This window comes from Rhodanobacter sp. C03 (assembly GCF_002001175.1).
Lineage (GTDB): Bacteria > Pseudomonadota > Gammaproteobacteria > Xanthomonadales > Rhodanobacteraceae > Rhodanobacter.
The window spans coordinates 39,307-63,468 of record NZ_MUNT01000011.1 but is presented as its reverse complement, the minus strand read 5'-3'; the positions used below and the strand labels follow the sequence as shown (position 1 = coordinate 63,468).

23 protein-coding genes are annotated in these 24,162 nt (G+C 65.2%); 13 read left to right on the top strand and 10 right to left on the bottom strand.

Annotated features, from left to right (window positions below; translation table 11 throughout):
- The first annotated feature begins 54 nt into the window (after positions 1 to 54).
- Positions 55 to 372 carry a hypothetical protein gene (locus B0E48_RS14990; RefSeq protein WP_077518970.1) on the top strand — a complete coding sequence of 106 codons (318 nt, stop codon included), beginning with the start codon at positions 55 to 57 and terminating at the stop codon, positions 370 to 372.
- A 100-nt stretch (positions 373 to 472) separates the two neighbouring features.
- On the opposite strand, the gene B0E48_RS14985 is transcribed toward B0E48_RS14990, so the two are convergent.
- From B0E48_RS14985 to B0E48_RS14975, 3 genes are all read right to left on the bottom strand, one after another.
- Complete coding sequence (locus B0E48_RS14985; protein ID WP_077518969.1) at positions 473 to 3,604, bottom strand: efflux RND transporter permease subunit; 3,132 nt, start codon at positions 3,602 to 3,604, stop codon at positions 473 to 475.
- Positions 3,605 to 3,780: 176 nt separating this feature from the next.
- Positions 3,781 to 7,014: an efflux RND transporter permease subunit gene (locus B0E48_RS14980; RefSeq protein ID WP_077518968.1), complete on the bottom strand. Its 3,234-nt coding sequence runs from the start codon at positions 7,012 to 7,014 to the stop codon at positions 3,781 to 3,783.
- A gap of 97 nt (positions 7,015 to 7,111) precedes the next feature.
- Positions 7,112 to 8,377 carry an efflux RND transporter periplasmic adaptor subunit gene (locus tag B0E48_RS14975; RefSeq protein ID WP_077518967.1) on the bottom strand — a complete coding sequence of 422 codons (1,266 nt, stop codon included), beginning with the start codon at positions 8,375 to 8,377 and terminating at the stop codon, positions 7,112 to 7,114.
- 487 nt (positions 8,378 to 8,864) lie between these two features.
- Here B0E48_RS14975 and B0E48_RS14970 point away from each other — a divergent pair, with 487 nt between their 5' ends.
- Positions 8,865 to 9,386 (top strand): c-type cytochrome, encoded by a 522-nt coding sequence (locus B0E48_RS14970; RefSeq protein ID WP_077518966.1) that lies wholly within the window; start codon positions 8,865 to 8,867, stop codon positions 9,384 to 9,386.
- A gap of 113 nt (positions 9,387 to 9,499) precedes the next feature.
- Here the strand turns inward: B0E48_RS14970 and B0E48_RS14965 are convergent, their stop codons facing one another.
- Entirely contained in the window at positions 9,500 to 10,093 is a 594-nt protein-coding gene (locus tag B0E48_RS14965) for an ACP phosphodiesterase (protein WP_077519171.1), read from the bottom strand.
- Positions 10,094 to 10,141: 48 nt separating this feature from the next.
- On the opposite strand from B0E48_RS14965, the gene B0E48_RS14960 reads away from it, so the two are divergent.
- The 8 genes from B0E48_RS14960 (at position 10,142) to B0E48_RS14925 (ending at position 17,061) form a co-directional block, all read left to right on the top strand.
- Complete coding sequence (locus tag B0E48_RS14960; protein WP_077518965.1) at positions 10,142 to 10,831, top strand: alpha/beta fold hydrolase; 690 nt, start codon at positions 10,142 to 10,144, stop codon at positions 10,829 to 10,831.
- Positions 10,832 to 10,889: 58 nt separating this feature from the next.
- Positions 10,890 to 12,008, top strand: a complete 1,119-nt coding sequence (gene zapE, locus B0E48_RS14955; protein WP_077518964.1) for a cell division protein ZapE — start codon at positions 10,890 to 10,892, stop codon at positions 12,006 to 12,008.
- A 111-nt stretch (positions 12,009 to 12,119) separates the two neighbouring features.
- A complete protein-coding gene (locus B0E48_RS14950) occupies positions 12,120 to 12,458 on the top strand; it encodes a cupin domain-containing protein (RefSeq protein WP_077518963.1) in 339 nt (112 codons plus the stop codon).
- Positions 12,442 to 13,722 (top strand): MFS transporter, encoded by a 1,281-nt coding sequence (locus B0E48_RS14945; RefSeq protein ID WP_077518962.1) that lies wholly within the window; start codon positions 12,442 to 12,444, stop codon positions 13,720 to 13,722. The genes B0E48_RS14950 and B0E48_RS14945 overlap by 17 nt, the downstream gene beginning before the upstream one ends.
- A complete protein-coding gene (locus B0E48_RS18110) occupies positions 13,635 to 14,237 on the top strand; it encodes a hypothetical protein (RefSeq protein WP_139350309.1) in 603 nt (200 codons plus the stop codon). Before B0E48_RS14945 ends, B0E48_RS18110 begins: the two co-directional genes overlap by 88 nt.
- A gap of 118 nt (positions 14,238 to 14,355) precedes the next feature.
- The gene (locus B0E48_RS14935) at positions 14,356 to 14,742 is read left to right on the top strand and encodes a peptidase C13 (protein ID WP_077518960.1); all 387 of its coding nucleotides are present in this window, start codon (positions 14,356 to 14,358) and stop codon (positions 14,740 to 14,742) included.
- A 140-nt stretch (positions 14,743 to 14,882) separates the two neighbouring features.
- Complete coding sequence (locus B0E48_RS14930; RefSeq protein WP_077518959.1) at positions 14,883 to 16,187, top strand: amidohydrolase; 1,305 nt, start codon at positions 14,883 to 14,885, stop codon at positions 16,185 to 16,187.
- A 16-nt stretch (positions 16,188 to 16,203) separates the two neighbouring features.
- Positions 16,204 to 17,061 carry a type 1 glutamine amidotransferase domain-containing protein gene (locus tag B0E48_RS14925; protein WP_077518958.1) on the top strand — a complete coding sequence of 286 codons (858 nt, stop codon included), beginning with the start codon at positions 16,204 to 16,206 and terminating at the stop codon, positions 17,059 to 17,061.
- Positions 17,062 to 17,071: 10 nt separating this feature from the next.
- On the opposite strand, the gene B0E48_RS14920 is transcribed toward B0E48_RS14925, so the two are convergent.
- From B0E48_RS14920 to gpmA, 3 genes are all read right to left on the bottom strand, one after another.
- On the bottom strand, positions 17,072 to 17,605 hold the full coding sequence (locus tag B0E48_RS14920; protein ID WP_077518957.1) for a DUF1453 family protein: 534 nt from the start codon (positions 17,603 to 17,605) through the stop codon (positions 17,072 to 17,074).
- Between the two features lie 99 nt (positions 17,606 to 17,704).
- Entirely contained in the window at positions 17,705 to 18,076 is a 372-nt protein-coding gene (locus B0E48_RS14915) for a cupin domain-containing protein (protein ID WP_077518956.1), read from the bottom strand.
- Positions 18,077 to 18,088: 12 nt separating this feature from the next.
- Positions 18,089 to 18,832 (bottom strand): 2,3-diphosphoglycerate-dependent phosphoglycerate mutase, encoded by a 744-nt coding sequence (gpmA, locus tag B0E48_RS14910; protein WP_077518955.1) that lies wholly within the window; start codon positions 18,830 to 18,832, stop codon positions 18,089 to 18,091.
- Positions 18,833 to 18,976: 144 nt separating this feature from the next.
- On the opposite strand from gpmA, the gene B0E48_RS14905 reads away from it, so the two are divergent.
- The gene (locus B0E48_RS14905; protein WP_077518954.1) at positions 18,977 to 19,636 is read left to right on the top strand and encodes a hypothetical protein; all 660 of its coding nucleotides are present in this window, start codon (positions 18,977 to 18,979) and stop codon (positions 19,634 to 19,636) included.
- 97 nt (positions 19,637 to 19,733) lie between these two features.
- Here B0E48_RS14905 and hemF read toward each other — a convergent pair whose 3' ends face one another.
- The 3 genes from hemF to B0E48_RS14890 form a co-directional block, all read right to left on the bottom strand.
- Positions 19,734 to 20,636, bottom strand: coding sequence for an oxygen-dependent coproporphyrinogen oxidase (hemF, locus tag B0E48_RS14900; RefSeq protein WP_077518953.1), 903 nt, complete (start codon positions 20,634 to 20,636; stop codon positions 19,734 to 19,736).
- A gap of 130 nt (positions 20,637 to 20,766) precedes the next feature.
- Positions 20,767 to 21,207, bottom strand: a complete 441-nt coding sequence (locus tag B0E48_RS14895) for a hypothetical protein (protein ID WP_077518952.1) — start codon at positions 21,205 to 21,207, stop codon at positions 20,767 to 20,769.
- Between the two features lie 107 nt (positions 21,208 to 21,314).
- Positions 21,315 to 22,007 carry a YdcF family protein gene (locus B0E48_RS14890; RefSeq protein WP_077518951.1) on the bottom strand — a complete coding sequence of 231 codons (693 nt, stop codon included), beginning with the start codon at positions 22,005 to 22,007 and terminating at the stop codon, positions 21,315 to 21,317.
- Positions 22,008 to 22,176: 169 nt separating this feature from the next.
- On the opposite strand from B0E48_RS14890, the gene B0E48_RS14885 reads away from it, so the two are divergent.
- Positions 22,177 to 23,370 carry a beta-ketoacyl-[acyl-carrier-protein] synthase family protein gene (locus B0E48_RS14885; RefSeq protein ID WP_077518950.1) on the top strand — a complete coding sequence of 398 codons (1,194 nt, stop codon included), beginning with the start codon at positions 22,177 to 22,179 and terminating at the stop codon, positions 23,368 to 23,370.
- On the top strand, positions 23,367 to 24,155 hold the full coding sequence (locus B0E48_RS14880) for a beta-ketoacyl synthase chain length factor (protein ID WP_077518949.1): 789 nt from the start codon (positions 23,367 to 23,369) through the stop codon (positions 24,153 to 24,155). Before B0E48_RS14885 ends, B0E48_RS14880 begins: the two co-directional genes overlap by 4 nt.
- The last annotated feature ends 7 nt before the right edge of the window (positions 24,156 to 24,162 follow it).

Here is a 24,162-nt window from a genome sequence, read left to right as displayed (position 1 = left end):
CCGCATCCTTACTCAGTCATCGAGCCATGCCTGTCGGGGCCGTATCAATGCCCGGTGCCCGCAGAACTGCTGTTGGCGGGTGGCTGCGCGGAAGAGCTGCTGTTCATGGGCGTCATGGCGGAGCCGCTGCTCGCCGGTGCCATGGTGGAAGCATCGGTTGCCGGTGCCATTGCCGGCGCGGCGACCGTGGCGGCCGGGGGCGGCGTAGCGGGTACTTGCGAGGCCGATTCGTCGTTCGTCTTGCCACAGGCACTCAGGGCCAACACGGCGGCCAGCGAAACGGCACAGATCAGGGCGTGGCGGGTCATTTTCATGGGGATTCTCCTGCGTGGGGCGAACAAACGCATCTGCATTTGTGGAAGACCACAGTGATAACCAGCATCGGGTTAACAAGCCGTGTGCATGAAGGAAATGCTGAACATACAAACGCCAATCCGGCTCCTGCCAGGATCGGCCTGTCGAAGGCGATGCCTCAGCCGCGCACGCTGACGATGCGGCGCGACCGCGCACGCTCCTGCCGAGCCGCCCACCACGCTTTCCGCCGTGCCGCCAGGCACGAGAAGATCACGTACAGCGCCGGGGTGCTCAGCAAGGTGAGGCTTTGCGAGATCAGCAGGCCGCCGATCAGCGCAATGCCGAGCGGCCGACGCAGTTCGGAGCCTTCGCCGAGGCCGATCGCGATCGGCAGCGCGGCGAGAATCGCGACCATGGTGGTCATCATGATCGGGCGGAAGCGCACGATGCAGGCTTCGCGTGCGGCATCCATCGGGCTCTTGCCGTGCTCGCGTTCGGCGACGAGGGCGAAGTCGATCATCATGATCGCGTTCTTCTTGACGATGCCGATCAACAGCACCAGCGCGATCTGCGCGATCACCGACAGGTCGGTGTTGGTGAGCCACAGCGCCATGAGTGCGCCGACACCAGCCGCCGGCAAGGTGGACAGGATCGTCACCGGATGGATCAAGCTCTCGTACAGCATGCCGAGCACGATGTAGACGGTGAGGATCGCACCCAGCACCAGCCACAGCATGCCGCTCTGCGATTGCTGGAAGCGGCGGAAATCACCGCCCACGTTGAGCTTGATGTCGCCCGGCATGCGCATGTTGCTCGCCGTGGCCTGGATCACCTGCAACGCCTCGCCCATGCTCACGCCGGGCGCCAGGTTGAAGCTGAGATCCATCGTGGTCTGCTGATTCTGGTGGGTAACCTGGGTGGGTGCGAGGCCGGCCTGCTGATGCGCAAACGCGGTGAGCGGAATCATCTGGCCGCTGGTCGACTTCACGTAGGTGCTGTCGAGCGAGGCCGGCGACGCGGTCTGGTTCGGCAGCGCGTTGATCACTACCTTGTACTGGTTGAGATCGGAATAGATCGTCGATACCTGTCGCTGGCCGAACGCGTCGTACAGCGCGCCGTCGATGGTGCCGATGGACAGTCCAAGCCGCGAGGCCTTGTCGCGATCGATCACGATGTCCTGCTCGAGGCCGGCCTCGTCGAGGTCGCTGCCGACATCCCTCAGCTGGGGATTCTTCTTCAGCTCGGTGACCAACTTCGGCAGCCACGCCTGCAGCTCGGCCAGGTCGTCGCCCTGCAGGGATATCTGATACTGCGCGCCCTGGCTGCTGCCGCCACCACCGAAGCTGGGCAAGTCCTGGATCGGACGCAGTCGCACATTCAGATCCGGATACTTCGCGGCCTTCGCGCTCAACCGCGCCAGCGCCACGAAGGTGTCGTCCTTGCGGCCCTCTGCGGCGGTCTTCAGCTGGATATCGAAGAAGCCGCTGGCACCCTGCCGGCTGCTGCCCAGGCGCGAGCCGACGGTGGCCACGTCATGATCCTTCAGCAGCATGTCGATCAGGCGTTGCTGGCGGTCGACCGAATCCTGGAACGACACGGTCGAACCCGATGTCGCGCGTCCGCGGATCAAGCCGGTGTCCTGCTGCGGGAACAGGCTGGTCTTGACCTGGGTGAACAGGAAAATGGTGACGCCGATCAGGATCAATGGTGTCAGCGACAGCAGCAACGCATGGCGCAGCGAGAAATTCAGCGCGCGGGTATAGACCGCCAGCATGCCTTCGTGGAAACGGTCGATCGCGCGGCCCCAGCGCGACGACTCGGCCGCTTCGCGATGCCCGCGCAGGAAATGGCCGCACATCGATGGCGTCAAAGTCAGCGAGATCACCGCCGAGATCACGATCGCCGCCACCAGCGTCATCGTGAACTCCTTGAAGAACATGCCGGTGATGCCACCCATGAACAGCAGCGGGATGAATACCGCGATCAGCGAACCGGTGATAGACACGATGGTAAAGCCGATCTCGCGCGCCCCGGTCAGCGCCGCCTGCATCCGCGTCATACCCTGATCGATATGCCGCACGATGTTCTCGATCACCACGATCGCATCGTCGACGACGAAGCCGATCGCGATCACCAGCGCCAGCAAGGTGAGGTTGTTGAGGGTGTAGCCGAGGATGTACATCAGCGTGGCCGCGCCGGCCAGCGATAGCGGTACCGCCACCGCGGCAATCAGGGTCGGCGCCAGCCGGCGCAGGAACAGCGCCATCGTCAACACCACCATCGCCAGGCTGATCAGCAGCGTGGCCTGCACTTCGTGCAGCGAGGCGCGGATGGTCGGCGTACCGTCGAAGTACGAAGTCAGCGTGGTGCCCGGCTGCAGATACCCACGCAGCTCCGGTATCGCCGCCTTGACCCGGTCCACCGTGCCGATGACATTCGCATTGGACTGCTTGTACACGTACATCAGGATCGCCGGCTTGCCCTGGAACCACGCCGCCTGATACGCGTCCTGAGTGCCGTCGTAGACCTTGGCCACGTCGGACAGCCGCACCGCCACCCCATTCTGGTTGGAGATGACCAGCTTCGCGAAATCGTCGGCGTTGTGCAGGGCATCGTTGGCGGTCACCGCCATCGTGGTGTTGCCATCGGACAGGAAACCCTGCGGCGAGGTCACGTTGGCCGCGGTCAACGCGTTGCGCAGGTCGTCCGGCGACAGCCCCATCGCGTTGAGTGCGCGCAGGTTCACGTCGACGCGCACCGCCGGCGTCGACGCGCCGGCGATGTCCACCGAAGCCACGCCCTCGAGTTGACGCAGCCGCTGCGCCAGCAGCGAATCGGCGACGTCATACAAGTCGCGCGTGGATTGCGTTTCGGACGTCAGCGCGAAGGCGATGATCGGATCGTCGTTCGGATTCGCCTTCTCGTAACTGGGCGGGCTGTTGAGGCCGGACGGCAGATCCGACTGCGCTGCATTGATCGCCGCCTGCACATCGCGCGCCGCGGCATCCAGGTTGCGACCGGAGTCGAACATCAGGAACACCTGGGTGCTGCCCAGCGAACTGGACGAACGCATGGTGTCGATGCCGGTGACCTGGCCCAGGTGACGCTCCAGCGGCGCGGCCACGGTGGAGGCCATCGTGCCCGCACTGGCACCGGCCTGGCTGGCCTGCACGAAGATCACCGGTATCTGCATGTCCGGCAATGCCGAGACGCCGAGCAGCGCGTAGCAGATCACTCCGACCACAAAGACGCCGATCGCCAGCAGCGAGGTGCCGATCGGGCGGCGGATGAACGGACCGGAGATATTCATGGATCGAGCTTGACCAGGGTACGGAGGACGTTATTGCAGACGGCGCGTGAAAGATTCATCCCCAGCTAACGCCTCAGCCGTGAAAAGGTTGAGTCACCGCGGGGATGATCGGCCAGCTGCTTCACTATCCACCCGGAGCGCCCGCGATGGCGCGGCCCCGCAGGACATCGGCTGCATCACGCAGCGCCCTGGCTCGCGTGCCGTAGCGCGCGCTGCTCACGGCGCGCGGCGAGCCAGTCGGAGAAACGCTCCATGTACAGATAGATCACCGGCGTGGTGTACAGCGTCACCAGCTGCGACAGCAGCAGGCCGCCGACGATCGACACGCCGAGCGGACGGCGCAGTTCCGAACCGATACCGTTGCCCAGCGCCAGCGGCAGTGCGCCGAGCATCGCCGCGGCAGTGGTCATCATGATCGGGCGGAAGCGCAGCAGGCAGGCACGGCGGATCGCGTCATGCGCGTTCATGCCGGTACGTTTCGCCTCGATCGCGAAGTCGATCATCATGATCGCGTTCTTCTTGACGATGCCGATCAGCAGCACGATGCCGACGATGCCGTCCACCGACAGGCTCATGCCGCACAGGATCAGCGCCAGCAGCGCACCGACACCGGCCGGCGGCAGCGTGGAGATGATCGTCAGCGGGTGGATGTAGCTCTCGTACAGCACGCCCAGCACGATATAGATCACGATGATCGCGGCGAGCAGCAGCAACACCTCGTCACCGAGGCTGGAGGAGAATTCCGCCGCCTTGCCGATGAACTGGCCACGCACCTGCGGCGGGAACTTCAGCTGCTGTTCGATCCCGTGGATGGCATCCACCGCCTGCGACAGCGAGTAACCCGGCGCCAGGTTGAACGACACGGTCACCGCCGGCAGTTGCTGCTGGTGACTGACCACCAGCGGCGAGGTGGTGACCTCGGCCGACGCCAGCGATGCGATCGGAATGATGCTGCCGCTGCCGACGATGACGCCGGTATTGGCGACGCTGATGCCGGTGCTGGTCGACGAATTGCTCGACGCGACCTGGCCGAAGCTGGTCGCATTGCTGCCGGTCAGCGCCCCGTTGCCATTGCTCTTCACCGCCAGCTGGTTCAGCAGCGACGTGCTGGTGCGGAACTGCGGCGCCACTTCGAGCACCACGCGATACTGGTTGAGCTGGGTGAAGATGGTCGAGATCTGGCGCTGCCCGAACGAGTCGTACAGCGTGTCGTCGATCGTCTGCACCGGCACGCCGAGGCGGCTGGCCTTGTCGCGGTCGATGGTCAGCTTCAGCGCCGTACCCTGATCGGCGAGGTTGTTGCCGACGTCGGCCAGCTCCGGGCGCTGGCGCATGGCCTGGGTCATCTGGTTGGCGTAACCGGACAGCTCGGTCGCGTTCACGTCGGACATCGAGTACTGGTATTCGGTGGCGGACACCTGGCTGTCCAGGGTCACGTCCTGCACCGGCTTCAGGTACAGCGCCACGCCGGGAATACCTGCCGCCGCCGCCTGCAGGTTCGCTACCATCGTGTCCAGGTTGGCGCGATCACCGCGATCCTTCAGCACGATGCTGAGCTGACCCTGGTTCAGCGTGGGATTGACCGAGCCGGCGCCGATGAAGGCGGCCACACCGGCCACACCGTCCTGCTTGCGCAAGGCATCGGCGACCGCCTTGGTGCGCTGCTCCATCTGCGGGAACGCCACGTTCTGGTCGGCCTGCACCACACCCGTGATCATGCCGGTGTCCTGCTCGGGCAGCAGGCCCTTGGGAATCACGATGTACAGGAACACCGTGAGCACCACCGCGGCGCCAGCCACCAGCATGGTCAGCGGGCGATGATCGAGCACCCAGTCCAGCGAACGCTCGTAGAGATGGACCGTGCGCGTCCACAGGTTCTGCTTGCCGGCGGCGGCGTGACGCTCATGCGCGTCGTCGCCTTCCGGCAACTGGTCGGCCTTGAGCAGATAGGCGCACATCATCGGCGTCAGCGTCAGCGACACCAGCATCGAGATGGTCACCGCGATCGTCAGCACCCAGGCGAATTCGTGGAACAGACGACCAGTGACGCCAGGCATCAGCAGCAACGGCAGGAACACCGCCACCAGTGATACGGTCAGCGACAGGACCGTAAAACCAATCTCCTTCGCGCCGATCTCGGCCGCCTCCTTGCCGTCCTTGCCCTGCTCGATGTAGCGCACGATGTTCTCGATCATCACGATCGCATCGTCGACCACGAAACCGGTAGCGACGGTCAACGCCATCAGCGACAGGTTGTCCAGTGACATGCCGGTGAACGCCATCACGCCGAACGTGCCCAGCAGCGACAACGGCACCGCCACCGACGGGATGATCGTGGCCCACAGCCGGCGCAGGAACACGAAGATCACCGCCACCACCAGGAAGATGGTCAGCAGCAGGGTGAACTCCACGTCGTGCACCGAAGCGCGGATGGTCACCGTGCGATCGGCGAACACGTCCAGGTGCACGCTCGCCGGCAACACCGCGCGCAGCTGCGGCAGGATCTGGCGGATCGACTCCACCGTCTGCACGATGTTCGCACCGGGCTGGCGACGGATGTCCAGCAGCACTGCCGGCTTGCCGTTGGCCCACGCCGCGAGCTGGTCGTTCTCCGCCCCATCGACCACGTTGGCCACGTCGGACAGGCGTACCGGCGCGTTGCTCTTGTAGCTGATGATGGTGTTCTTGTATTCCTCGGCCGTGGCCAGCTGGTCATTGGTGCCGATGCTGTAACTCTGGGTGGCGCCGTTGAGCGTGCCCTTGGGCGCATTCACGTTGGCCTGGGTGAGCGCGCTGCGCACGTCCTCCATGGTCAGGCCGAGGTTGCCCAGCTGCGCCGGATTCACCTGCACGCGCACGGCCGGACGCACGTTGCCGGCGATCGAGACCAGGCCCACGCCCTGCACCTGCGACAGCTTCTGCGCCAGGATCGAATCGGCGTAGTTGTTGACGTCGCGCAGCGGCAGGCTGTCGGAGGTGAGTTCCAGCGTAAGGATCGGCGCGTCGGCCGGATTCACCCGGTTGTACACCGGCGGATACGGCAGCGTGCTGGGCAACGTGCCGCGCGCCTGGTTCAACGCCGACTGCACGTCCTGCGCGGCGATGTCGATGTCGCGGTCCATATTGAACTGCAGCACGATCGTCGACAGGCCGGCCGACGAATCGGAGGTCATCATCGACAGGCCGGAGATCTGGCCGAGGTTGCGCTCCAGCGGGGTGGTCACCAGCGAGGCCATGGTGGCAGCGCTGGCACCCGGGTACTGCGTGCTCACCACCAGGCTGGGCGCCTCAATCTCCGGCAGCGCCGACACCGGCAGCTGGCGGTAGCCGAGGATGCCGAGCAGCAGGATCGCCACCATCAGCAAGGAGGTGGCGATCGGCCGGCGAATGAAGAGTGTCGAAAATCCCATGGCTATCCGTAACGTGTAGGAGCGGCTTCAGCCGCGATCATGGTCAGACAACGGCATGCCCACTCGCGCGTAACGCAAGCCGGATGCCGTGCTGCCATCAACCACCACGGCGACCACCGCCCTGCTGACCTTTCGTCTTGGCCTTCTGCAGTTCGGCGGCGCTGGGGGCGGCCGGTACTTCACCAGGCTTCAGCGCCTGCACCTTGCTGCCGGGCTTGAGCCGGAACTGACCTTCGGTGACCACCTGGTCACCCACCGCCAGACCCTTGCTGATCATCACCTTGCTGGCGCCCACTTCGCTGGCTACCGTCACCGGCTGCATCTTCACCGTCTTGTCGTCCTGCAGCTGATACACGTAGTCGCCATCCGGACCACGCTGTACCGCCTGCGCCGGAATCACCAGGCCACCGGCCGTGGTGCTGACTTTCAGCTGCACGTTGACGAACTGTCCCGGCCACAGGCTGTTGTCCGCATTCGGGAACTGCGAGCGCAATTTGAACGTGCCGGTGCTGGTGTCGATCTGGTTGTCGATCACCTGCAGCACGCCGCCGTTGGCGAGCGGGTGGGAATCGGTACGATCCAGCGCCGCGACCTCAAGCTGGGCGCCGCCCTTGAACGCATTGCGCACGGTTTCCAGATTCTGTTCGGGCAGGTAGAAGATGACGTAGATCGGATGCACCTGGGTCAGCGTGACGATCGCGGTAGAGGTGTTCACCACATTGCCCGGATCCACGCTGCGGATGCCGGTGACGCAATCGCACGGCGAGATGATGCGGGTGTAGTCCAATTGCACCTTGCTGGAGCGCACGCTCGCCTCATCCGCGGTTACCCCCGCCTGCAACTGGCCGACGTTGTTGCGGAAAGTATCCATGTCCAGTGCAGCCACATAGCCGCTGGCCACCAGCGCCTGGTTGCGCTTGAGCGTGCTTTGCGCGGTGGCGAGCAGGGCCTGGTCCTGCTTCTGCTTGGCAACCGCCTGGTCATAGTTCGCCTGGAAAGTACGCGGATCGATCTGCGCCAGCAGATCGCCCTTCTTCACCGACTGGCCCTCGGTGAAGTTGATGCTCATCATCTGCCCGGCGACCTGCGGGTTGATCGTCACCGTGTTCAGCGCCTGCACGGTGCCCAGACCGGTCAGGTAGATCGGTACGTTCTGGCTCACCACCGGCTCGACCGTGACCGGCACCGGCGCATTGTCCTGGCCGGGCTGACCATCCTTGCTCGAATCAGCGCTGGTATCTGCAGTAGCCCCGTGCCGATGCTTGCCGCCGGTTGCAGTCGGCTTGTGCAGCAGCCGGAAACCGATCGTCACCACCACGATCACCGCAATGACGATCAATGCGATCTTCCAAAAACGCGACATGTGAAACTCCTGGACTGAACTGGAACGACGCGGCCACCCGACACACCATCGCGCAGTATGCATAACTGATGTGTATGGAGTTTGTCGGCTTCACCCGCCTGGTCAACGTCCGACCGACTCCTCTCGGGGTGAGAGCATAGGGGCAGTTGAACGAACTTGAACAATGCCGGTTGACAGGGGTGCGCCATGACCGATGGCAGGGGCGCAGGGCGCGCAGGGCCTGCATCAAGGCCTGCAGCCGGTGGCATGAAACCCGGATACGGACGCTGGACGCCCTGTACGGAGGCCTGAAACTTGCCGCGCGCTTCGTTTATAATCCGCGACTGGCTGTCTGTTCGATCCGGATCACGGGTCTGGCGGCAACCGGGCATTCATGCCGTGCACCCACGGCCCCGGTGATCCAGTACAAGCAAATCAGGCATGCCGGGACGGCCATCGTGGCCCTGCCGCCCTGCCCACTGACAGGAGTACGTGCGTGAGCGGTCCCATGAGCAAATCCGATCAGAGCGTCTTGCGCCAGTTCGCCATCATGATCGGCGGCCTTGCGGTGCTGACAGTGGTGCTGATCTTCTCGGCACTGGCGATCTACGAGCACGCGCCGCACGAAACCAATCCGAACGAACCGGCCAAGATCGCCGAGCGGATTGCCCCGGCCGGCGCCGTCTACGCCGGCAATACCGGCCGCGCCGCGATGCAGGCCGCCGCTGACGCTGCCGCCAAGGCCGCTGCCTCGCAGGTCGCCTACGGCGGCAGCACCGACGGCAAGACCATCTACGACAACCTGTGCACCAGCTGCCATACCTCCGGTGTTGCCGGCGCGCCGAAACTGGGTGACAAGTCGATGTGGGGTCCGCGCATCGCCGAAGGCCTCGATACCCTGATCAAGCATGCCACCGAGGGTTACCACGGTCCGGACGGCAACTTCATGCCGCCGAAGGGTGGCAACCCGGCGCTCACCGACGAGCAGGTCAAGGCGGCGGTTACCTGGATCGTCGGTCAGGCCAAGTAAGCAGCGCTTCAATAAAGCAAAACCAAACGCCGCCCCCTTGGGCGGCGTTTACGTTTGCCTCATCTCCCCTTCTGGGAAGGAGAGGGGCCGGTATCTGCGAAGAACTCGCCAACTCATCCCACTTGCGCCTCGATCCACTCCCGCGCGAACCCCTGCAGCTGCGGAAAGAACGCCTCAAAGCGCTCCTGCAACGCCACCTCCTGCGCCACCAGCACCGGCAACGCCGAATCCAGCGGATTGGCCCGGCTCAAACGCTGCCCGATGCCCGTCAGCGCCCGCCCCAGCATCGCGCGATCGGCATATCCGGCCGGCAAGTCATGCGCCTCCATATAGCCGCGGAACTGCCGCAACGCCGGTGGCAGCAAGGCATCGTGACGATGCAGCAGCGCACGCAAGGCGTTGGAGTAGTCGTCCAGCGGCTGCGTGCACCAGCGCGCAAAATCCCGCGCCAGGCAATGGTCGAACCACATGTCCAGCAGGATCCCGGCATAGCGCCGATGCGGGGGCACTAGCAGCGTCTTGGCCGCCAGCACCTCGGGATGGGCGTCGGTGTATACGTCGATCGCACGATGCAGGCGGATGCCGGCGATCACCCGCGGCGGAAACAACGCGGGATCGGGCTGGCCGTGCACGAAGTCGCCGAGCATGCCGCCCAGTTGCAGCCACTCGTCGTCGCCGGCCAGCAACGCATGCGCCAGATGATTCATCGACGGCGCCCGCGGCGGCAAAGCGCCGTGGCGGTTATCATCGTATGCATGAATCCCACCGAGCTTCCCGCCGACCCTGCCGGCTTTCCCGAGATCGCCGCCAGTTTCATGCTCGCCGGCCCCACCGGCAAGCTCGAAACCGTCAGCGACGTCGCCGAGCCGGCCGGCGCGCGCCGCGGCGTGGCGGTGATCTGCCATCCGAACCCGGTACAGGGCGGCACCATGCACAACAAGGTGGTGACCATGCTCGATCGCTCGTTGCGCGAATCCGGACTGGACACCGTGCGCTTCAACTTCCGTGGCACCGGCGCCTCCGAGGGCGTCTATGACAACGGTGACGGTGAAGGCGATGATCTGGCCGCCGTGGTCGCCTGGGTGCGCCGCACACGACCGGACGATGCGCTGTGGCTGGCCGGCTTCTCGTTCGGCAGCTACGTCACGATCCGCAATGCCGCACAGCTGCAGGCCAAGGCCCTGATCAGCATCGCCCCGCCGGCTGGCCGCTGGTCGTTCGCATCGATCACTCCGCCCGGCTGTCCCTGGCTGGTGGTGATGGGCGAGGAAGACGAGGTGGTCGAGCCGCAGGCCGTGTTCGACTGGATCGACTGCCTGGCAGAACCGCCGGAACTGGTGCGCATGCCCGAGACCGGCCATTTCTTTCATCGCCGGCTGATGGATCTGCGTGGCGCGGTGAAACATGCCGCGCGCGACTGGCTGCCACCGCCACGCCAGCCGTGAAGCATGTCACCCATCGCGCCTGACGCTCGCCCATCCACCTCATCCAAGACGCCGTTCCATGAGTGAAACCTCCCCACTCGCGCCGAGTGCGCGCTACCAGGAAGGCGTCGCCGCGCACCGCTGGGAATCCGACCCGACCCAGCTGGCGCTGCTGCCCGAGTTCGACCGCATGCATGCGGCGCTGCGCGTCCAACCCGAAACCAATGGCGGCCTGTTTGGACGGCTGAAATCCCTGCTCGGCAACGATCAGCCTGAAGCGGTGCCCGGCCTGTACCTGTGGGGCACGGTCGGCCGCGGCAAGACCTTCCTGATGGACCTGTTCGTGGCCAGCCTGCCGCACGGCATCGCGTTGCGCCGGCACTACCACCGCTTCATGGGCGAAGTGCACGCGAGCCTGCGCGCGCTGGGCGAGCGCCAGAGTCCGCTGGTCGAGGTGGCGGCCGAACTTGCCTCACGCTGCCGCGTGCTGTGTCTGGACGAATTCCTGGTCAGCGACATCGGCGATGCGATGATCCTGGCCAACCTTCTCGATGCACTGTTTGCGCGTGGCGTGACCCTGGTCACCACCTCCAACACCGCACCGACCAATCTCTACAAGGACGGTCTGCAACGCGCACGCTTCCTGCCCGCGATCGCGCTGATCGAACAGCGCTGCCACGTGGTGGAAATGGCCTCGTCGCACGACTGGCGCCTGCGTGCGCTGGCGCAGGCACCGGTATACCTGACGCCGCCCGGCGCCGAGGCGCATCGCGCGCTGGAGCGCATCTTCAGCAGCCAGGCCAGTGGCCCGGTACAGCAGGACGGCTCGCTGCAGATCAACGGACGCGACATCCCGTATCGCAAGCGCGCCGACAATATCCTGTGGTTCGATTTCGACGCACTGTGCGAAGGCCCGCGTGCGGTCGCCGACTACATCGCGCTGGCCAAGGCCGGCCCGGCGATCATCATCGCCAACGTGCCGCAGTTCACCATCTACAGCGAGGACGCCGCGAAGCGTTTCGTGCAATTGGTGGATGAGTTCTACGACCGCCACGTCAAGCTGGTGCTGTCCGCCGCCGCACCGATCACCGAGCTGTACGACGGCGAGCGCCTGCGCGCCGAATTCGGCCGCACTGAGTCACGCCTGATCGAGATGCAGAGCAAGGACTATCTGGCGCTGGAACACCGCGCGGACTAGCCTTGATGTCCTGCCTTCGCAGGACCCATGCCATGCATGTCACACCAACCAGCGCTCGCCACGACTACGTCAAGGCGGTCTTGCGTGGTACCGACGACAGGTCGATACACCATGTCAGCTGAAGACTGGAGGTTCGGGCTTGAAGAGGCCCTGGCAAAGCTTCCGGACAGCCCGGATGAATTCCGTTTTCACTACGGCTTGAGGCACGGTTCGATGAAAGTCGGACTCTACGCGCCACGTAACACCGACCCGCAGTCGCCACACCAACAGGACGAGCTCTACATCGTCATCAGCGGTGCAGGTGACTTTTTAAAAAGCGAGGAACGCATTCCATTCAAAGCTGGCGATGTCCTGTTGGTGGAGGCCGGCGCCGAGCATCGGTTTGAAAATTTCTCTGCCGACTTTGCCACGTGGGTCGTGTTCTGGGGGCCGCATGGCGGAGAACGCTAGGCGTCAGAACATCAAGGCGATCTTCCGCGTCGTCGGCGGCAATTTCCTCGAGATGTACGACTTCATGGTCTATGGCTATTACGCCTCGGCCATCGCACGCACGTATTTCCCCAGCCACAACGCGTATGCATCGCTGCTGCTGACCTTGCTGACCTTCGCCGCCGGCTTCGTGATGCGGCCGATCGGCGCGATCATGCTCGGCGCGTACATCGATCATCATGGCCGTCGCAAGGGATTGATCCTCACCCTCGCGATGATGGCCGTCGGCACCTTGATGGTCGCGGCGGTACCGGGCTACGCCACCATCGGTGCGCTGGCGCCGCTGCTGGTGCTGGCCGGACGCCTGCTGCAGGGATTCTCCGCCGGCGTCGAGCTGGGTGGCGTGTCGGTCTACCTGTCCGAGATCGCCACGCCGGGGCACCGCGGCTTCTACTGTTCCTGGCAATCGGCCAGCCAGCAAGTTGCGGTGATGTTCGCCGCCGCGCTCGGCCTGTTGCTGCAACGCTGGCTGTCGCCGCAAGCGATGAGCGACTGGGGCTGGCGCGTGCCGTTCCTGATCGGCTGCCTGATCGTGCCGTTCGTGTTCCTGATCCGCCGTTCGCTGCAGGAAACCGAGGCCTTTCTCGCCCGCAAGCATCGCCTCGATGCCAGCGAAATCTACCGCTCGATGATCACCCACTGGCGCATCGTGCTGCTCGGCATGGCAATGGTGCTGATGACCACGGTGTCGTTCTACCTGATCACCGCGTACACGCCGACCTTCGGCAAGGAAGTGCTGAAGCTGTCGCAGTCCGACGTGTTCGTGGTGACGCTGTGCATCGGCATTTCCAACCTGATCTGGCTACCGCTGATGGGCGCGCTGTCCGACCGCATCGGTCGCTGGCCCTTGCTGCTCGCCTGCACCGTGCTCGCGTTGCTCACTGCGTATCCGGTGCTGCACTGGCTGGTGGCCAAACCCGGCTTCGACCGGCTGCTCGGCGTGGAACTGTGGCTGTCCTTCATCTACGCCAGCTACAACGGCGCACTGGTGGTGGCACTCACCGAAATCATGCCAATCGAGGTACGCACCGCCGGTTTCTCGCTCGCCTACAGCCTCGCCACCACGCTGGGCGGTTCGAGCCTGGCGATCTCGCAATGGCTTATCCATCTCACCGGAAATAACGCCGCGCCAGGACTGTGGTTGTCGTTCGCCGCGCTGTGCGGGCTGGTCGCCACGGTACTGGTGTATCGCCATCCGGAACGACGGATGTTGCATCTGACGTAGATTGCCGCGATTCGCGCAACCTGACGCCTGCCTTCGATCGTGGTGCTGAAAGTTCGGTTACAGTGGATCCACACCACTGCCAGGGCCTGATCATGAGCAAAGACAAATCGCACAAGAAGGACAAGTCGAAAAAGCACGATCTGTTTTCGTTGATGCTGGAGCAAAGTGAGGTGTTCAGGAACATGGTGACGCACTTCCAGAGTGCGTGGACGCCGAAGATGTTCTCGAACAAGCATGACGAGAACACCCACACGGCCCCGGTTGCGGAGAAGGTGATTGCGAAGAAGCCGCCTCGGGCCGCCAAATCCGCGAAAAAGCCTGTCGCGAAAGTCGTGCCGGCAGCGAAGAAAGTGAAGCCGGTAGCCGCATCAATCGCGAAGAAGCCGGCAGCGGCAGCCCGCAAGAACAGCGCCAAGAAGACGCCGGCGGCCAAGAGTGTCAAACCTGCGGTGACCAAGAAGATCGCGGTCAAGACGGCCCGGCGTCCGGCGAAGAAAAGCTCACCCAAAAAATAGACGGCTTGGCAGCGGTTCGATCGGGCACGGGAAGTCCGTTTTTGATACATGACATGCAGCGCACACCGGACTGGATGAACTGCTACCGTGTCCGCACGGATCGATACCGGAGCCATCCATGCCTGCCCTGTTTGCTGCCGCCCTGCTGTTTGCTGCCACCGGCGTGCCGCCCGGTCAGGATTTCAGTGCCCGCGTAACGCAGGGCAAGCTGGCCGAGGCCGACGTGACCGGCCCCGCCTACCAGAAACAACTGTGGGGCAAGATCAACAACCCCACCACCATGGCGCTCAAGGGCTGCCTTGCCAGCAACGCACCGGCAGACAAGTCACCCTTCACCCTGGTCGCCGACATCCAGGCCGACGGCAGGCCGGCCCGGATCGAGGTACTGCCACCGACACCGGTGGCCACCTGCATGGCCGGTCAGTTCGCGACCTGGATGCTGCCGGTGCCACCGGCAAAGCCGGCGCCCTATCCGATCGAGATCGATTTCAGCATCGTGCCCTGAACTGGCACCGTGGTCACCGTGTTGATGCCGCTTGGGATAAGCGAAGTCGCGTCCTGACCTTGCCAACAGCACGGCGGAAAATACAGCGCCCGATGGCATCCAGGCGTTAGCATCGGTCACTCCAGTCACGGAGATACCGCATGCACCGCACCGCCCTTGTCCTGGCGCTGGCCGCCACCTTCATCGCGCCGCTGCACGCCACCGATGCTTCCAGCGTGCAAGCCATGGCGCAGCAGGAACTGCCGCAGGTCACCGCGTGGCGGCGCGACATCCATCAGCATCCCGAACTGAGCAACCGCGAGGTGCGCACCTCGGCACTGGTCGCCGCCGAACTGAAGAAGCTGGGGCTGGAAGTGCATACCGGCATTGCGCATACCGGCGTGGTGGCGCTGCTGAAAGGCGATCTGCCCGGACCGCGGCTGGCGATCCGCGCCGACATGGACGCGCTGCCGGTGACCGAGGAAGTGGACCTGCCGTTCGCCTCGAAGGCCAAGGGCGAATACCGCGGCAAGCCAACCGGCGTGATGCATGCCTGCGGCCACGATGCGCACACCGCGATGCTGCTGGGCATGGCGCAGGCGTTGAGCGGCATGAAGAAGCAGTTGCACGGTTCGGTGCTGTTCGTGTTCCAGCCGGCCGAGGAAGGTGCGCCGGCCGGTGAGGAAGGAGGCGCGTCGCTGATGCTGAAGGAAGGCCTGTTCCGCGACTTCAAGCCGGACGCGATGTTCGGCATGCACGTGGTCAGCTCGCTCAACGTGGGTACGGTGGCGGTGCGGCCGGGACCGACGATGGCCGGCTCGGACTGGTTCCGCATGGTGGTGCACGGGCGACAGACGCACGGCGCGATGCCGTGGAACGGGGTCGACCCGATCGTCACGTCGGCCGAGATCATCAGCGCCGCGCAGACCATCGTCAGCCGCAAGCTGGATATCGGCAACCTGCCGGCGGTGCTCAGCTTCGGCATCGTCGAGGGCGGCTCACGCTACAACATCGTGCCGGACCAGGTGGAATTGCAAGGTACCCTGCGCACGTTCGACGCCGACATGCGCCAGCAGGCGATCGACAACCTCAAGAGCATCGCCGAACACATCGCCGCCGCCAACGGCGCGACGGTCGAAGAACAGATCCCGGTGGGCGACAGCAATCCGGTCCTGGTCAACGATCCCGCGCTCGCCGCCCGCGTGCGCGGCAGCATCGGCAAGGCGCTCGGCAACGAACATGTGATCGAAGCGAAACCGTGGATGGCCTCGGAGGATTTCGCCTATTTCGCCAAGGCGGTGCCCAGCGTGTACTTCTTCGTCGGCGCCACCCCGCTGGGTCAGGATGCCTCGAAGGCACCGGCCAACCATTCGCCGAAGTTCTATCTCGACGAAGGCGCACTGAAGATCGGGATGGAGTCGATGCTGCAGGCCAGCCTGGATTACCTCAACGCACCGACTTCGTAGGCGGCGAACCACGCGCATGGCCCGCATCCTGATCCCGCTGCCGCACCGTGACTTCGATCCTTCCGAAGTCGCGGTGAGCTGGCACACGCTGCACGCCGACGGGCACGAGGTGATCTTCGCCACGCCCGCCGGACAAGTTGCCAGCGCCGACGAGCTGATGCTCAGCGGGATGGGCCTCGATCCCTGGGGCTGGCTGCCGGGACTGAATCGCCTGCGCCTGGTCGGCCTGCTGCTGCGTGCGAACATCGATGCGCGCAAGGCGTATGCGTCGATGCTGCAGGATGCCGCGTTCCGCGCGCCGCTGCGCTGGGAGGCACTGGATGCATCGGCGTTTGACGGTCTGCTGCTGCCAGGCGGACATCGGGCGCGCGGCATGCGCGAGTATCTGGAAAGTCCGCTGCTGCAGAAGCTGGTCGCTGCCTTCTTCGCCGCGGACAAGCCGGTCGCCGCGATCTGCCATGGCGTGCTGCTGGCAGCGCGCAGCCGCTCGGCGGATGGCAAGTCGGTGCTGCATGGCCGCCGCACCACCGCACTGACCTGGGCCTTGGAAAAGAAGGCCTGGTCGACGGCACGGATCAGCCGCTTCTGGGATCCGCACTACTACCGCACCTATGCCGAGGCACCCGGCCAGCCGGTCGGCTACATGTCGGTGCAGCAGGAAGTGACGCGTGCGCTGGCCGATCCGGCCGACTTTCTCGACGTACCGCGCGACGCACCGGATTACCGCCGCAAGACGAATGGCCTAGCCCGCGACAGCGAGCGCGATGCCTCGCCCGCTTTCGTGGTGCGTGATGGCAACTATCTCTCTGCGCGCTGGCCTGGTGACGTGCATCGCTTCGCGCGGGAGTTTTCGGCGATGTTCGCCAAGCCGTAGCTGACCACCTCTACAGCGCGGTCGCGCCCGGATGCGATTGCTGGAAACGGCGGTGATGGATCAGCAGGCCGCTGAAGTAGACGATGTAGTAACCGACCAGCAGACCGAACACCAGCAGGGTCAGTGGGCTATAGGCGTAGTTCGCCGGGTAGCCACCGGCCTGTGCAGTCGCGGAAACCTGCTGCATCTGCATGAAGCGCCAGATCAGACGACCGAGCAGCAGCACCGTGAGCAGGGCACCGATCCATGTATTCGGCACGTAGCAATCACCCTTGACCGGATCGACTTCGAAGCGGGTGAGTCTGAGCCCGACCATGCCGATCAATGCACCGATCAGCATGCCGCCGACCAATCCCTCAAGCAGTTGGATGTTGTGAAACCCGGCGAGGCTCAGCAGGGCGCCAAGGATCGCAAGGATCGCGATGCGCGCGATCATCCGCTTGCGCTGGATCGGCTGGCGACCGAACTGGCGACTCACGCGCCGCCACACGATCCAGGCCAGCAGCGGCAACATGATCAGGTAGTTGGTCATATGGGCAGGCATGCGCGGCACCGGCGAGTGGAATTCGCCCAGCTTAGTCGAGCAAACAGCGGCTGACGACTGACGTTTGTCACCCTTCGCCAGGACGCCAGGCTACGGGTTTCAGCCGTTGCCCAGCTGCTCGGCCAGCGAACGCGTCCGTTCCGTCACGAGATTGCCGGTATGCAGGGTCGACTTGCGCTCGATCAGCATGATCAGGCATTCCGTCGCCGCGACCGGGTTGTGCCTGACGCCCCTGGGCACCACGAACATGTCCCCTTGCGCGAGTTCGACCGCATCCGCTTCCATCTCGATGCGCAGCTCGCCTTCAAGGATCAGGAACAATTCGTCCTCGTCATCATGGCTGTGCCAGCCGAACGTGCCGAGCACCTTGGCCACCTTGACGTAGGAGTCATCGACTTCACCCACCACGCGGGGCGACCAGTATTCAGTCAATGCCGCGGCGATCTGTCTCGGTGAGGTGACGTGTGGCATGTCCACTCCGGGCTACTTCGCCTTGCCCTGGTTCGCCACCGCGGCCATCTTCGCCGCGATCGCCTCGGCGTCACCGAGGTAGTAGTGACGCAGCGGCTTGAGCTGCTCGTCGAATTCGTAGACCAGCGGCACGCCGTTGGGGATGTTCAGCTCGACGATCGCCTCGTCGGAGATATCGTCCAGATACTTCACCAGCGCGCGCAGCGAGTTGCCATGCGCGGCCACCAGCACGCGCTGGCCGGAACGGATCGCCGGCGCAAGTACTTCGTGCCAGTACGGCAGCACGCGGGCAACGGTGTCCTTCAGGCATTCGGTATCGGGAATATCCTTCGGATCGAGGTTGGCGTAGCGCGGATCGTGCACCGACTCATTGGCGCTGCGCTCCAGCGGCGGCGGCGGGATGTCGTAGCTGCGGCGCCAGACCTTCACCTGCTCCTCGCCATACTTCGCCGCGGTCTCGGCCTTGTTGAGGCCAGTCAGCGCGCCGTAGTGGCGCTCGTTGAGCCGCCATTCGGTGACGACCGGCAGCCACATCAGGCCCATCGCATCCTGCACGCCCCACAGCGTGCGCACGGCGCGCTTGAGCACCGAGGTATGCGCTACGTCGAACGTATAACCCTCCGCCTGCAACAGCCGACCGGCCTCCTGTGCCTCGGCCATGCCCTGTTCGGTGAGGTCGACATCGGCCCAGCCGCTGAAGCGGTTGTCGAGGTTCCACTGCGATTGGCCGTGACGGATCAGTACGAGCTTGTGCATGGGGGCGCTCAATCAGATGACGTAAACCGGGAATGGTGAAGGCGAGGCCCGGTATCGTCAAATGCCGACCCTGCCACAGGTCATGCTAAACCGATGGCGCCGTCGAGGCATCCTAGCCATACCACTCACACACGGAGACAAGCCATGCGTCGTCTTTCGACCGCTCTCATCGCCGCCGCGTTCGCGCTGGGCCTGCCGCTACTGGCTATCGCGCAGGACAGCGACATCGACAAGGTCAATGGCTCGGTACGGGTCGAGGCCGGCCAGCATGCCGGCACGGTCAGCACCGTCAACGGGGCGGTGCACATCGCCGACGGTGCCGTTGTGCGCAAGGCCAGCACCGTCAACGGCGCGATCGAACTGGGCGACAAGGCGCAGGCCAGCGAGCTGGGCACCGTCAACGGCGCGATCAGCCTGGGCCGCGGCAGCCGCGTCAGCGGCTCGGTCGATGCCGTCAATGGCAGCCTGCAGCTGGCCCCGGGCGCCGACGTGGGTGGCAAGCTGAGCAACGTCAACGGCGCGATCGTGTTGGACAGCGCGCATGTCGCGGGCGGCCTCGGCACGGTCGGCGGCGACATCACGGTCGGCGCCAACTCGCACGTCGAAGGCGGTATTCTGGTCGACAAACCGGGTGGCTGGTTCAACTTCAACAGCCGCACACCGCTGGTGATCATCGGCCCGCATGCCGTGGTGCAGGGCACGCTGGAGTTTCGCCGCGAGGTGGTGCTGAAGGTCAGCGACAGCGCGCAGATCGGACCGGTGAAGGGCGCCACGGTGGTGAAGTTCAGCGGCGCGACGCCGTAAGCCAGATTTCTGTAGGAGCGGCTTCAGCCGCGATGCCTTTGACGGCAGCAGCGAAGAGCATCGCGGCTGAAGCCGCTCCTACACATACGATTCAGGGTTACACCCAGTCACGCGGCATCAGGTACTCGGCCAGCTTCGCCTCGGCCGAACCGGCGTCGGGCGTGTAGGCGTATTCGAAGCGCACCCGCGGCGGCAGGCTCATCAGGATCGATTCGGTGCGGCCACCGGACTGCAGACCGAACAGCGTGCCGCGATCGTAGACCAGGTTGAACTCCACGTAGCGGCCGCGCCGATACAGCTGGAACTCGCGCTCGCGCTCGCCGTAGGGCGTGTCCTTGCGGCGCGCGACGATCGGCAGGTAGGCGTCGAGCAGCCCTTCGCCGACCGCGCGGGTGAACGCAAAGCAGCGCTCGAAACCGCCCTCGTTCAGATCGTCGTAGAACAGGCCACCGACGCCGCGGGTCTCGTCGCGGTGCTTCAGGTAGAAGTAGTCATCGCACCACTTTTTGTAGCGCGGATAGACCTGCGCCCCGTACGGCGCGCACAAGTCGCGCGCGACCGTGTGCCAGTGCACCACGTCCTCGTCCACCGGATAGAACGGGGTGAGGTCGAAGCCGCCGCCGAACCACCACACCGGCTCCACGCCTTCCTTGCTGGCCTCGAAGTAGCGCACGTTCGCGTGCATGGTCGGCACATGCGGATTCTTCGGATGCAGCACCAGCGAGACACCGGTGGCGATGAAACTGCCGCCGGTCAGTTCCGGTCGATGCGCGGTGGCGCTGGGCGGCAACTGGTTGCCGCTGACCCGCGAGAAGTTGACGCCCGCCTGCTCGAATACCGCACCGTCGCGCAGCACGCGGGTACGTCCGCCGCCGCCGGCCGCACGCTGCCAGGCATCCTCCTCGAAGCGCGCGCTGCCATCGACCTGCTCGATCGCCGCGCAGAGGCGATCCTGCAATCCGCGCAGAAAGGTTTCGGCAAGATCGGCCTGCTCGCTCATCACGTTCCCGGGTTCGACGATGGTGAGGAGCTTAGCAAGGCAACGCGCACTGCGGCTGCGGCGCGACGTCGCGCGCTCAAACGACAACGGCCCGCATGCGGACCGTTGGGTTCAGCATCGCATGCTGGCGTCAGCCAGCCGCCATGGGGGCCGGCGTCGCACTCGCGCCGGCGGAAATCAGCTCCAGATTGCGGCCGATGTCGCCACTGAGGTAATGCATCCAGCCCATGTAGTTGGTATGGATCATGCGCTGACCGTCTTTCTTCACTTCGTACTTGAGGTTGGTGCTGCCGACATAGCTGATCTTGATCTGCTTGCTGTCGAAAGCGACATGGATCCTGGCGGTGTAATCGTTCCCGGTCAGGGTGGCATCGATGCCATCGGCCTGTTCGGCCGCGACCGTCCAGCTACGACCGATCAGCGCGCCCTTGACCGCCTTGCTCACCTGCACCGCGGTCAGGCCGGCGGGTACATCGATCGGCGGCGGATCGGCCAGCGGCACCTGGCGGAATGCCATGGTCAGCAACAGCAAAGGCAGCAGCAACAGCAACAAAAGCCGTGAACGCGACATCGTCTTCCCCCTGGATACGCCGGCAAGATGCACGGCCCGCGCAGTCTGCCGGGGCATCACGATGCGCACAAGCCTGCATGCGCCGTAGTCCGTACCAAGGGATCGAATCAACGGATGCGATCGCGCATGCGCCGGTTGCCGATCAGCTGCGCCCAGCGCAGGCCCAGGTCGGTCCACATCACGAAGCCGGCCTCGATCAGCAGCAGACCCAGATAACGCCCATGCCGCGGCATCGCCGGCTCGGCGGCGATCGGCACGGCGTCGAGACCCAGCCGGCGCGCCAGCAGCAGGCAGCGGGCAAGATGGTAGCGACTGGTGATCAGGGCCACCGGCGGCAGCTCGGCACCATCCGCTTGCGCCTGCAGCAGATGGCGCGCCTGACGCAGGTTCTCCAGCGAATCGATCGAATCCTGTTCCAGTTCCACGCGCACGTCGGCGGACAGACCGTGCTGCTGCAACCAGGCATGGCCGGCCGCCGCCTCGCTGCACAAACCGCCACTACCACCACCGAGCAGCAGGACATGGTCGGTCTGTCGCTGCTCAGCCAGGCTGAGCACGCGGCGCAGGCGCAACTGGTAATCATGCTCCGGCAGATCATTCTCGAGCCGGCGCCCGAACACCAGCGCGATCATTCGCTGCGGCGGCGCCAGCGGACTGCGCGCAGCCATCCGGCAGACATGGATCAGGTAACCCAGCCAGACCAGGCCACCACTCAGCAACACCGCCAGCACGGTCACCACGGCCGCATGCTGGATGTCGTGGTCACGCAGGTAGCGCCAGGGGCTTCGTGCTGCAGGCATGGGCGGTGAGTGGTACTCGTGCCGGGAAGTGCATCAGCTTAACGGCCCGACCAGTGTTCGCGGCACCTTCATGCGTACGCGATCACGCTGAATGCCCGCCTGTACGGTGACCCGACGCAGGCTAGGCAAGCCGCGGGGTGACCGCTAGGCTTTCGCGATGCCCGTTTCGATGACTCCTCTCGCGATCACCGCGTATACCGCCACCTCCGCCATCGGACACGGCCTGACAGCCCAGCTCGACGCGCTCCAGCACTCCCGCAGCGGCCTGCGTCCCAACGACTTCAGCAGTACGCCACTGGACTGCTGGATCGGTCGCGTCGACGGCGTGGAAGACACCGCCCTGCCCGCCACACTGAGCGCATGGGAATGCCGCAACAACCGGCTGGCGTGGCTCGGCCTGAACCAGGACGGTTTCCTCGATCGCGTCCAGGCCGCGCGCGCGCGGTACGGCGCCACGCGCATCGCGCTGCTGCTCGGCACTTCCACCGCCAGCATCGGCGCCACCGAGGAAGCTTACCGCCGGCTCGATGCCGATGGCGGATTTGCGGACGACATGCTGCGCCCGGCGATCCATGCGCCGCATTCGCTGGCCGCCTTCGTCGCCACGGCACTGGCGCTGGAAGGCCCGTGCCTGACGATCTCGACCGCCTGCTCGTCCAGCGCCAAGGTGTTCGCGAGTGCCGAACGGCTGATCCAGCTTGGCCTGGTGGACGCGGCCGTGGTCGGCGGCGTGGATACCTTGTGCGACAGCGTGCTGTTCGGCTTCAACGCGCTGGAGCTGGTCTCGCCCGAACCCTGCCGCCCGTTCGATGCGTCACGCAACGGCATCTCGATCGCCGAGGCCGCCGGCTTCGCCTTGCTGGAACGGATCGATGCCGCACCCGACGCGCTGCAGCTGCTCGGCTATGGCGAAGCCAGCGATGCGCACCACATGTCCACCCCGCACCCGGACGGACTGGGCGCCGAACTGGCACTGCGCGACACACTGGCGCGCGCCGGCCTCGATGCGGCGCAGGTCGACTACATCAACCTGCACGGCACCGCCAGCCTGAAGAACGACGAGGTCGAGGCGGCGCTGGTCAGCCGTGCCTTTCCCACCCGCACGCGCGCCAGCTCCACCAAAGGCTTCACCGGCCATACGCTGGGCGCGGCCGGGATCGTCGAGGCGGCGATCGCCTTGCAGGCAATCGAGCACGGACTGATTCCCGGCAACCTCGGCGGCGACACTCCCGACCCGATCTGCGGGGCGCAGTTCGCCTGGCGCAACGAGCAGCAGCGCGTCGACGTGGCGCTCAGCAACTCGTTCGGCTTCGGCGGCAACAATGCCTGCCTCGCCTTCGCCCGGGCGGGATTTGCCGCATGAGTGCACGGCGCGTCTACGTGGAAGGGATCGGCCTGTGGTCGCCGCAGCTGGCCGACTTCGCGGCGCTCAGGTCGCTGCTGGCCGGCCTCATGCCGACGCCGTCGACGGGCCGACCCGCCGCTGCCACGCTGCCACCGAACGAACGTCGACGCGCGCCCGAAAGCGTGCTGCTGGCGGTCGAAGTGGCTGGGCAAGCCGTGGCGATGAGCGGCCGTGACGCCGCCACGCTGGCCTGCGTGTTCGCCTCATCGCACGGCGACCAGCCGATCACCGATTACATGTGCGCCACCCTCGCGCAGGCGCCGGCCGAACTGTCACCGACCCGTTTCCACAACTCGGTACACAACGCGCCGGTCGGCTATTGGACGATCGCCACCGACTGCCACGCGCCATCCACCGCGGTGGCCGCGCAGCGCGCCAGCTTCGGCGCCGGCCTGCTCGAAGCGGTCAGCCTGGTGCTGGCGGAACAACGCGCGGTACTGCTGGTATGCAGCGATACCGCCGGCAGCGCACCGTTGCTGGAAGTCACCGGCTGCACCCAGTCGTTCGGCTGTGCCCTGGTGCTGGCACCCGAACCCGGCGCCGCGACGATCGCATCGCTGCAGGTGTCATTGACCACGACGCGGATCCTTTCGGCGCTGCCCGAACCACTGGCCGACTGGCGCGACGCGAATGCCTCGGCGGCGGCATTGCCGCTACTGGCACGATTGGTCGAAGGGCGCGGCCGCTGCCAGCTGGATGCTGCCGCTACACTGGGACTGCAGATCGACATGGATCATGTCTGAAAGGGAG